The sequence below is a fragment of the Arthrobacter sp. AOP36-C1-22 genome (genome assembly GCF_052377515.1).
Classification (GTDB): domain Bacteria; phylum Actinomycetota; class Actinomycetes; order Actinomycetales; family Micrococcaceae; genus Arthrobacter_H.
On record NZ_JBQSWW010000051.1, the window covers coordinates 1 to 8,210 of the forward strand.

The 8,210-nt window shown below is 59.8% G+C and carries 7 protein-coding genes; 5 read left to right on the plus strand and 2 right to left on the minus strand.

All coding sequences use genetic code 11. From position 1 onward, the window contains the following. The first annotated feature begins 155 nt into the window (after positions 1-155). The 3 genes from ACT3S6_RS15670 (at position 156) to ACT3S6_RS15680 (ending at position 4,131) form a co-directional block, all read left to right on the plus strand. Positions 156-1,127, plus strand: coding sequence for a 3-oxoacyl-ACP synthase III family protein (locus tag ACT3S6_RS15670; protein WP_444555740.1), 972 nt, complete (start codon positions 156-158; stop codon positions 1,125-1,127). 83 nt (positions 1,128-1,210) lie between these two features. Continuing rightward, positions 1,211-1,852 carry an ABC transporter ATP-binding protein gene (locus tag ACT3S6_RS15675; RefSeq protein ID WP_444555741.1) on the plus strand — a complete coding sequence of 214 codons (642 nt, stop codon included), beginning with the start codon at positions 1,211-1,213 and terminating at the stop codon, positions 1,850-1,852. Continuing rightward, the gene (locus ACT3S6_RS15680; RefSeq protein ID WP_444555742.1) at positions 1,849-4,131 is read left to right on the plus strand and encodes an ABC transporter permease; all 2,283 of its coding nucleotides are present in this window, start codon (positions 1,849-1,851) and stop codon (positions 4,129-4,131) included. Before ACT3S6_RS15675 ends, ACT3S6_RS15680 begins: the two co-directional genes overlap by 4 nt. A gap of 60 nt (positions 4,132-4,191) precedes the next feature. On the opposite strand, the gene ACT3S6_RS15685 is transcribed toward ACT3S6_RS15680, so the two are convergent. Together ACT3S6_RS15685 and ACT3S6_RS15690 are read right to left on the minus strand one after the other, a co-directional pair. Further along, positions 4,192-4,815 (minus strand): ScbR family autoregulator-binding transcription factor, encoded by a 624-nt coding sequence (locus tag ACT3S6_RS15685; RefSeq protein WP_444555743.1) that lies wholly within the window; start codon positions 4,813-4,815, stop codon positions 4,192-4,194. A gap of 287 nt (positions 4,816-5,102) precedes the next feature. Next, the gene (locus ACT3S6_RS15690) at positions 5,103-5,912 is read right to left on the minus strand and encodes a MerR family transcriptional regulator (RefSeq protein ID WP_444555744.1); all 810 of its coding nucleotides are present in this window, start codon (positions 5,910-5,912) and stop codon (positions 5,103-5,105) included. A gap of 55 nt (positions 5,913-5,967) precedes the next feature. Between ACT3S6_RS15690 and ACT3S6_RS15695 the strand changes: the two genes are divergently transcribed. Next, a complete protein-coding gene (locus ACT3S6_RS15695) occupies positions 5,968-7,245 on the plus strand; it encodes an amidohydrolase family protein (protein ID WP_444555745.1) in 1,278 nt (425 codons plus the stop codon). 308 nt (positions 7,246-7,553) lie between these two features. Further along, the coding region (locus tag ACT3S6_RS15700; protein WP_444555746.1) for an AAA family ATPase at positions 7,554-8,210 on the plus strand (657 nt) is incomplete at its 3' end.

Sequence of the window (8,210 nt, forward strand, 5' to 3'; positions counted from 1 at the left end):
TCAAGCGCTACTCGCCAATGAGGACGCCGGAAAATTTACCAAACGTCCCACTCTTGGGCGTCGACCTCCATACGTCTGAATTCGTTCTGTCTTTTTCACTGACCGGTCGGCTAGTATGTCGATTATCGTTGATGCTTAGGGGAGGAAGTCCGGTCATGGGTACTTTGTCAGTTCGGGTTTTGGGATCAGGGGAAGCGCTACCACGACGGATCGTTCCGACAGCGGAGGTTGCCGCTCTCTGCGGAATCTCCGCGGAGGAAGCCATACAGCGGACCGGGATACACCATAGGCATTGGATCAGTGCCGACGAGGACCCTCTAGCGCAGGGCGCTTTGGCCGCGGAGAGGGCCATTGAAGATGCCGGACTGACTCTGAAGGATATCGACCTGGTGCTCAATGCCTCGGGAAGTCCCATGCAGGCCATCCCCGACGGAGGTGCACCCATCGCTAGCCAGTTGGGGATAACCGGAAAATTTGCGTTCTCCATTCATGCAACTTGCATTTCGTTCCTGGTGGCCTTCCAACAAGCGGCTCTCATTCTTGAAGCTGGCCTTGCTGCCAACATCCTGGTGGTTTCGACGGAGGCGGGTAGCCGCGGACTGAATTTCAGTCAGCCAGAAAGCGCCTGTCTCATCGGCGATGCAGCGGCGGCAGTGGTGCTGGGAAAAGCAGATCGTTCGGGCCAAGGAATCACGGATTCATCGTTCTTCACGGATCAACGGGGGATTCGTGATGCCGAAATTCGCGGTTTTGGCAGTCGGTTGCGCGTCGATGACGCCCCCGCACACCCGGAGGACTTCCAGTTCGATATGCAGGGCCTGAAGTTGCTTCGGGGCGCCATTGGAACTTTTCCGCCCTTCCTCGAAGCTCTCCGCCCCGGGTTGAGCACCAGCACGGAGGGGATCGACCATGTGATTCCCCACCAAACGAGCAAAGCCGGAATGGAAATGATGGCCAGGTTCTGGGGACGGGAGAAGATGACCATCACCCTGGCGGAGGTGGGCAATACCATCGCCGCCAGCATCCCCCTGGCCCTGCATAGGACGCGGATCCGACCCGGAGAGACCGCGTTGCTGGTGGGAACGGGCTCGGGAACGCACTATGGAGCGCTGATCGTCCAGTGGTAGCTACACACCCGACCTATATCTCGACCAGTGGCGCGGGCCGGACCTTCGGCACCGGACACGCCCGAGTCGTTGCGCTGGCGGACGTGAGTGTCCAGATTGCCGCCGGTGAGTTCACCGTTATCCTCGGTCCTTCCGGGTCGGGGAAGACCACTCTGCTGAACATCATCGGGGGCATGGACAGCCCGAGCACAGGCACCATCCGTGTTGGCGAAGACCATCTGGAGTCGCTGTCGGATCGTGCCCTGACGCAGTATCGGCGCGCTCAAGTCGGATTTGTCTTCCAGTTCTACAACTTGGTGCCCAATCTGACCGCCGTCGAGAATGTTGCCCTCGCGGCTGCTCTGGTCATGTCACGTCGCGAGGCGGGGAGCATCGCTACTGATCTGTTGCGTCGCGTCGGACTCGGACACCGGCTCAACCAGTTTCCTCGCCATCTCTCGGGCGGGGAAATGCAACGAGTGGCGATCGCGCGGGCGCTGGCCAAGAGGCCGGCCCTCTTGCTTTGCGACGAGCCCAGTGGTGCCCTGGATTCTCAGACCGGGGTGGAGATTCTTGCCCAATTGCAAGAAACCGCGCACGCTACGGGCACCGCCGTGGTTGTTGTGACGCATGATCAATTGTTGGCTGCCGCTGCCGATAAACTCATCCGTCTGGCGGACGGAAAAATCATTGAGGACACCCACAATGCGACCCCCGAGATCATCGGTCGGCAGGCTTCCGCATGATGGTGCTGTTCATCCACAAACTCGGCAGGGACCTGCGAGAGCATTGGGCCCAATTCGCCGCCGTTTGCCTCATGGCAGCCCTCAGCGTTCTAATCTTTTCGGGTCTGGAAGGCGGGTGGAAGGGAATCGAAATGGAGCTTGATTCCTTTGCCGCTGAGAACAGGATGCCTGACGCATGGATCACCGGTCTAGACCTGACCGATGAGGATCTTGCCGAAGTCGAGCAGATCGGTGGTGTGGACGAGGCCGCCCTGGTGTCTTCGATCCCGGTCACGGTAACCCGTGGAGGGACGGTCGATGATCTTGAACTGTCCACCAGAGGCGTCAGCGACATCAATTCGCCGCGGGTCGTCACCGGCGCCCCGGTGGACTCCTCGGACGGAGTTTGGCTCGACGAGTCCTACGCGAAAGCCAACAATCTGGACACAGGCGATCGGATGACCGTGACGCGTGAGGGGGAGGAAACAGAACTACGCATCAATGGGCTGATACTCCAACCGGACAAGATAGCCTATGCCGGTAGTGGGATGGTCGCCCCTGACGCTTCGACCTACGGCTATGGGCTGGTCAGCAACGAGACCGCCAGGGAACTGGCCGCCCAAGCACCCGTCAGCCAGAGCATCGTGGTGAGCGGGGACCCTGCACAATTGGGTGATGCGGTCAGGACGATCCTGGGCGATCGGTACGGGTCGTTTACTGAAACAGATACTTACCCCCATGTCGCGACCGCGTACGAGCGGGTGGACCAGATCCGGAGTCTGTCGTACCTGTTCTCGTCGTTGTTCCTCCTCGTGGCCTTGCTATCGATTTCCACCTCCATCCGACGTCTCACCGATATCCAACGCGCCGAGGTGGCCATCCTGAAAGCCCTTGGCTACTCGAATCGAGTTATCGCCTCCTACTACACCGCGGTGGGGATCGTCGCCGTATCGGCAGGTTGCGTCGCGGGACTGGCGCTGACGCCCGCGTTGTCCCGCTATGTTCTTGATACGCAGCAAGGCAGCTTCTCGTTGCCCATCTGGCAGCCCGCCTATGCCATCGACAGCGCTGCCCTTCCACTCGTGCTGATTACGGTCTGTATCGTCGCGTCCTGGTCTGCAACCCGCCGCATGCGAAGGATGAGCCCGGCAGAGGGGATGCGGCCAGACACGGGGAGGGCTCGACGGACACCACTTGAACGCCTGCGCGCCATATGGCAGCGGATTCCCTATGGCAGCAGGTGGGCCATTCGGGATGCCACGGGTAGTCCCGTCCGGGTCATTATGGGGGTCATCGCGACGACAGGATGCATGATGCTACTTGTCACCGGCTTCGGGATGCCGGATACGCTCAATAAGCAGGTGGAGCTGTCTTACGAGGAACAGTATCGTTACGACACACGTCTGCAGATCTCCCCGCTGGCAGGTGCGGCGGCACGAGACAGGATCGAATCCGAAGCCGGGACCGGACAGTGGATCGAGCAGTCCCCGGCGCGCATCGACTCTGATGGAGGTGTCGAGCACACCTTGACAGTTCTGGGAGAGGGGGATCTCTTCCGGGTTCTCGATTCAGGCGGAGACCCGGTGACGGTGGACGACGGCGCAATCATCAGTGAGCGGCTCGCTAATCAACTGGGCGTCGATGTTGGAGACGAGATCAACGTGGAAACGACGGATGGCTCCGGTATCGATCTCCAGATCACCGCGTTGACCTCCATCTCCGAACCCCAAGGTGTCCTCGTCTCGGATTCCACCTGGGCCGCAGCCGGAGGGATATTCACGCCAAACGGCTATCTGACCGAGAAGTCCGTTGGCCAGGAGGTCATCGACCTGTCCGCCGTGGCCGGTGCGGTCACGCTCGACGAGCAGAGCGAAAATGCGCGGTCGCTGGTCGCGTCCCTGACCAGCGTTTTCACGCTCATTAAGGTCTTTGCGATCATCCTCGCCGTCGTAGTCCTTTATAATCTCGGCGCGATGAGCTTCACCGAACGTATCCGAGACTACGCGACCCTGCGCGTCTTGGGCTTCCATCATCAGGAACTCCGATCTCTGGCCAGCCGCGAGAACATTTCCACCACCTTGATCGGGTGGCTCTTGGGCATCCCGGCCGGGTGGTGGTTCCTCGGTGAATATGTTGGCCTGTTCAGCACGGATCGAGCCAGTTATCACCCGTTCATTACGATGGGAAGCTGGGCCATTGCGTCCCTGATTACGATCGTTTTCGCGATGACTGCGACGCTGATGTTGACCAGGCGGATCAAGGGCATCGATATGACGAGCGCGCTCAAAGGCGTCGAATAGCAGCACTACCACGTGCGGACCCGGCGGCTGGTCCTGTTCTGGGAAGGAGTCTGGTAGCTTTTAGCCCGTGCGTACTGCCGCGATCCCGGGCAGAAACATTTCCCACATCGCTTCAACTCGCTCGACGAGATCGGAGCGCCCAGTGAGCTGGTGGGATATTTCCTGGGCACCGAAGAAGCCGGCAACGATCTGCCACGCGACGGCGTCGAGATCCAGATCAGGGCGAACCTCCCCCCCGTGGCGGGCTTCACCCAGATGCTTTGCGACCGACTCGACCCATGCGAGGAACGGAGTCGGCAGGTCGATGCCAATGAGATTGGCTTCGCGCATCAGTCGGAGTGGTGCCCGGACTCCGGCGTCATCCCGATAGCGGTGCGCGACTTCGGCCGAGAGCCAACGCAGTGCTGTCAGTCCTGTCAGTTCGCGATCGGAGATTGCCTGCACGAGTGACTCCCACGCCGAAAAATACGTATCGATCACGGCTTTGGCCAGGTCGGATTTGGAGTTGAAGTGGAAGTACACCGATCCTTTGGTCAATTCGATGCGCTTCGCGATTTCACTTAGTGCGACCGCGGCATATCCACGCTCGTCAAATTCCTCCGCGGCCACCCGCAGGATCGAAGCCCGCGTGCGCTGCCGCTGCTGTTCGCGCATCGCCAGTTCCACTGCGCTCTCATCATCCACTAGTCGGTCGGTATGCCAATACCTTATCAGCCGTTGATTTCCAGTGAATGGCACCCATCCCTATCATCAGGTTTTTGGAGTCGGTGCCTGCGAACGTGCGCCGGGCCCTGCCCGGAGTTAGGCCGTGGCAACTTCGTCTGGATCGTGGTACGGGCGGGGAAGTGTGTGAGCTTCGGGAATTGGCAGCGCGGAATGTCATACGTCGCTTTCGAAGTGAAACTAGAGGCCCCGCCTTAGCAGGGAACTTTTACCAGTCGCCTCAAAATCTCTTACCGGACCTCTTGCTGTCAGTAGTTCAACTCACGGCATCGATGTTCGTCGGATTTACGAGTCGGGGCTCTATGAGGCAGCTGCTTGGCATAGGTTTTCATCGCTGCTGCGAGCCACGGAGGCAAGACGGGATCGATCTTGCTGATCCACGCTCGTTGCTGGTTGTCACTCAAGTAGAGATCAGCCAAGGCCTCGTAGGAACTGGCATCTGGCTGCCAGAATTGGCCCATGGAGTTGTAGTGCTCGCCGACGAGCTCCTGAGCGGGGCCCGCACATGGTGGGACGCCTTGATGGAAAAGGACCGCCATTCGGTGCAGAAGCTCGCGGCTCTTGGTTGCCGCCTGCTCGTAGTCGGCGACTTCCCAACTGGAGGTGGCCGCCGCGGCACTGCTGAAGGTGGCCTCCACACCGGGACCGTGCACCGCCGACAAGTGGTTCCGTAAGCGGAGACGGTCTTGATGGAGGCCACGGAAGAAATCCTCGGGATCCATGACATCATTGCCAGTGAGGTCTGTGATGGTCCGCTCGATCGTCTCGATGACGGCGTCCAGACGATCTCGCTCAGAGAGGATCTGATCGCGTTGAAAACGCAACGCGGAAATCTCGCTGCTCTGCCCGCTGATTACCTGCCCAATCTCGACCAAGCCCAAGCCCATCTGTCGCAACAACAGGATGCGTTGGAGCCGACGCAGCTCGGCACGGCCGTACCAACGGTAGCCATTGGCACCGACTTCACTGGGGGTAAGAAGGCCGATGGCGTCATAGTGTCGAAGTGCTCGAGAAGTGACGCCAGCGATCTTCGCGACCTGGCTGATGGAATGTCGCACCAAAGAAGCCTAGCCGCTTGACCTTCTCGTTAGGTCAACTTCTATCTTCGTGGACATGAGCCTCACGATCACCAACATTCGGGTATTTGATGGCAACCGGATCACTAAGGACAGCGCCGTACGTATCGTTGACGGATGGATCGACGCCGTCGGCGGCCCGGAGTTAGCCGACCCGTCGGATCAGGTTGTCGACGGAGCCGGGGGGACACTGCTGCCGGGGTTGATCGATACCCACCTCCACTTGTTGCCAGGAGCGCCGCACCAGGCGGTGACATTCGGGGTGACGACCATCATTGATCAGTTCAGCAAGCCGGAACTCGTCACACCGATCCTCGCCGGCAACGGATCATCAGACGTCGCCGAGGTCCGGACCTCAAGCATCGGAGCGACCGCCCCCGGAGGGCACCCAACGATGGCATACTCTCCGTTTCCCTACGTCACTGGCCCCGAGGAGGCATCTGGGTTCGTAGCGGACCGTCTTGCCGAAGGCGCGACCCACCTGAAGGTGCTGTACGACGACGGATCCACCAGCCCCGTGCCGATGCCCTCATTGGACTTGGGCACGGTACGGGCGCTGGTGGAAGCAGCCCATGCTGCAGAGATCATCGTCATCGCGCACGTCATGACGGCCGCCGCGGCCGTCGACGTCGTCAACCAAGGCGTCGACGTGCTGGCTCATGTGCCCTTCGAATTGCTGAATCCCACGCAGGTGGAGACTTTGGCGGCAGCCGAGGTGGCGGTGATCGCCACGCTCGACATCGCTGATGGCTTCCCCGACTCCGAGGGCCGGATGCCGCTGTTGACGCAGCTCGGACTAGCCACACGCCTGGGGTCGGCATGGACCGGGATGCTCGAACGCCAGGCACAGCGGTGGATGCCTCCTGGACTTCCGGACTTCGCTGCCGCACGTCGAAACGTGCACGCACTGCATTCCTGCGGAGTTGTTCTTCTGGCCGGGACGGACGCCCCGAACCCCGGCCTGGTCCCCGGTGCCAGCCTGCACCGTGAACTCCAACACCTGACCGAGGCCGGACTCAGCCCCTGTGAAGCACTCGCTGCCGCGACGTCCCGACCTGCTGACGTTTTCGGTTTGAACGATCGCGGAGCGATCCTCCCGGGAAAACGAGCCGACCTTCTTCTGGTCGCAGGATGCCCAGACCAAGAAATCGTCGCAACACAGGCCATCGCCGCCGTGTGGAAGCAAGGGATACCGGTCGTGCTCGACGCCTACGGGGGCAGTGTCGAGGAGGACGAGAGCCTGGCCTCGCTCCAAGCAACCAACGAGAAGATCATCGCCGCCATCACGGAGATGTGGCCGAAAATCTCCAGCTAAAGCTAGTCCTAGGCTCTTGGCCGAACTTAGCAAAAGCTCCAGCGGACGGATAGCACGATGTATGTCTCATCCCTCAGGCGACGCCCCTAGGAAGTGCTTTCCGATTTGCCCAACTGTGAGTCAGATCCCAGAGAGCTAAATCGCCTAGATTCGGGCGACCTATCCCAGATAGGGCGCGCAGGAATCGCATGCGATCCAGCCTGGCGACAACGCGGCTTTCCCCTCCAAAGCGAAATCCAAATGTTCTGGAACAGGGCCTGGCACTTACCCTAAATAGGATGGGGGTAGGTCTAACTCGAGGGGGAAATTTGCGAATCGAAAATATCAAGTCCATCAACGACTTCAGGATCTTTCAGGGCTGGTCCCCTCCAACGGCATTCACCGGCTTTAGAGATATCAACCTTATTTACGCCAACAACGGCAGTGGGAAGTCCACACTCGCGTCGCTGCTGTGCCCGCCGCAGTCCCCTGACGGCTGGGCTGCTGGCGTCTCCTTGGAAATCTCTGAAGGAAAAGCCAATCGAGAAGTCACCTCCCCCGAGGACCCACTTTGGGACAGGGTCTCAATTTTCAACAAAGCCTACGTGGAGGAGTGTTTCGATTTCCAAGCGGGCGAAGCCAAAGCACTTCTCGCCCTTGGAAAAGAAAATGCAAACCGCGAAAAAGAGCTGCGGGCTACACGCGCCCGGTTGGATGAACTGATTCTCGAGTCGCCAAAGCTAGAGAGAGCGGCCGCGCAAAAGGAAGCATCCCCCAAGATGATTCTCAAGAACCTCGGGACACTTGTCACTTCAACGCTTGGGGGTGTGAACGGTTACGGTCGTGGATACGACGCCCGCAACGTTCATAAGGCACTTTCGCGGGCGATGAAAGACAAGCTGAGAGCAGCTTTTGATCCTGAAGCGGAGATAGAAAAGGCACAATCTACCTTTCTCGAAAAAGTGACACGAACACCGCCGCTGTCC

Coding starts and splice junctions, on each gene's coding strand:
- ACT3S6_RS15695 (WP_444555745.1), top strand. CDS start 5,968: ATGAGCCTCACGATCACCAACATTCGGGTATTTGATGGCAACCGGATC.
- ACT3S6_RS15670 (WP_444555740.1), top strand. CDS start 156: ATGGGTACTTTGTCAGTTCGGGTTTTGGGATCAGGGGAAGCGCTACCA.
- ACT3S6_RS15680 (WP_444555742.1), top strand. CDS start 1,849: ATGATGGTGCTGTTCATCCACAAACTCGGCAGGGACCTGCGAGAGCAT.